2 protein-coding genes are annotated in these 1,765 nt (G+C 72.1%); both read left to right on the top strand.

The genetic code is table 11. From position 1 onward, the window contains the following. Positions 1–487 (top strand): Rv1443c family protein (locus G6024_RS15630; RefSeq protein WP_194307511.1); only part of this gene is annotated, 487 nt, incomplete at its 5' end. 101 nt (positions 488–588) lie between these two features. Then, a complete protein-coding gene (locus G6024_RS15625; RefSeq protein WP_159149123.1) occupies positions 589–1,530 on the top strand; it encodes an alpha/beta fold hydrolase in 942 nt (313 codons plus the stop codon). Positions 1,531–1,765 lie beyond the last annotated feature (235 nt).

Genomic DNA, 1,765 nt, shown 5'->3' with positions numbered 1-1,765 from the left:
GCGGGCCGCTGTTCGGACCCCCGGCGTGGTGGTCGTGCGCTCGAGCGTCGTGCCCGCGCCCCGGGACCAGGTGTGGGCGCGGGTCGTCACGGCCGAGGGCGTCGCGGACGAGTTCGGCCCGTTGCTGACGATGCGGTTCCCCAGGTCGCTGCGGGGGGCGTCGATCGCCGACCTCCCGCTCGGTCGCCCGGCGGGGCGGGCGTGGATCCTGCTGGCGGGGATCGTCCCGGTCGAGTTCGACGACCTGGTGCTCACCGGGGTGGAGGCGCCGCGCTACTTCCAGGAACGCTCGAGCCTGGGGTCGTGCCGCGTGTGGGAGCACCGCCGGGAGCTAGACGCCCTGCCCGACGGCTCGACCCGGGTGACCGACACCCTGCGGGCCGAACCCCGGACGGTGCTGCCGGGACCGGTGGTGCGGATGGTGGTCGGTGCGCTGTTCAGGCATCGTCACCGGCGGCTGATCCGGAGATTTTCGGCCCGGATGTGACGCGGGGAACTGCATGAACGGCGCTGCGGGGCGCACAATGACGGTAGGTGCTCCCTGCGACGAGATACGGCGCGGGACGCCGTCCCCGAGGGGGAATCACCATGCAGACCGCGACACTCCACGGACGAGAACTGGCCTACCACGAGGCGGGTGCCGGCGAGGGCAAGCCGACGATCCTGCTCATCCACGGCATGGCCGGTAGCTCGACCACCTGGCGCGAACTCATCCCACGCCTGGACGCCCACTTCCACGTCATCGCCCCGGACCTGCCCGGTCACGGCGAGAGCTCACTCGACTTCGACGACTACTCGCTCGGCGCGATGGCCTCGGCCCTGCGCGACCTGTTGGTGGTCAAGGGCATCAGGCGGTGCACGGTCATCGGGCAGTCGCTCGGCGGCGGGGTCGCCATGCAGTTCGTCTACCAGTACCCCGAGTTCTGCGAGCGGATCGTGCTGATCGGCAGCGGTGGCCTGGGCAGGGAGGTCAACTGGATCCTCCGGATGCTCGCCGTCCCCGGCGCCGAACTCCTGCTGACGGTCGGCGCGGCCCCGGTCTTCGTCAACGCCGGGAACTCGGTGGGGCGTTTCTTCTCCGGCCTGGGCATCCGCGCCGACGCGATCACGGAGTCCTGGGCGGCCTACGACTCGCTGAGCAGGCCGGGCCACCGCAGGACGTTCTTCAAGACGCTGCGCGCGGTCGTGGACAACCGCGGTCAGGCGGTGTCGGCGGCCAACCGGCTGCACCTGGCCGGGCAGTTGCCGTTCCAGTTGATCTGGGGCGACCGCGACCCGATCATCCCCATGTCCCACGGGCACGCCACCCACGAGGCGATCCCCGGTAGTCGCCTGGCGATCGTCGAGCGGACCGGCCACTACCCGCACGTCGAGGACCCGGCGGCCGTCGAGCGGATCATCGTGAAGTTCATGACCGAGACGCAGCCGGGGCACATCGACCCCGAGACGCTGGGAGACCTCGTGGCGGCGGGGGCCCATCCGCCGGAGCACCAGCCGCCGGAGCCCCAGCCGCCGGAGCACCACAGCTGACGGCCCGGGCGGGCAGAAAGGACTCGGCCCCGGCTCCCTCGAGGGGGGCCGGGGCCGAGTCGGATGGCGATGCGGTCAGCGGCTGGTCGCAGCCGCCGCGCGAGTCGCTATCAGGAGCCGAACGCGGGCAGCTCGGTGTCGTCGGCGGTCTCGTCGCCCTCGGCGTCACCGCCGGCCAGCGAGCCGAGGAGCTCGGCCGAGCCGGCATCCGCGGTCTCGTCGTCATCGCCCGGGA

It is taken from the genome of Dietzia maris (assembly GCF_014144855.1).
Lineage (GTDB): Bacteria > Actinomycetota > Actinomycetes > Mycobacteriales > Mycobacteriaceae > Dietzia > Dietzia kunjamensis.
This window is presented reverse-complemented; position numbering and strand designations above follow the sequence as displayed.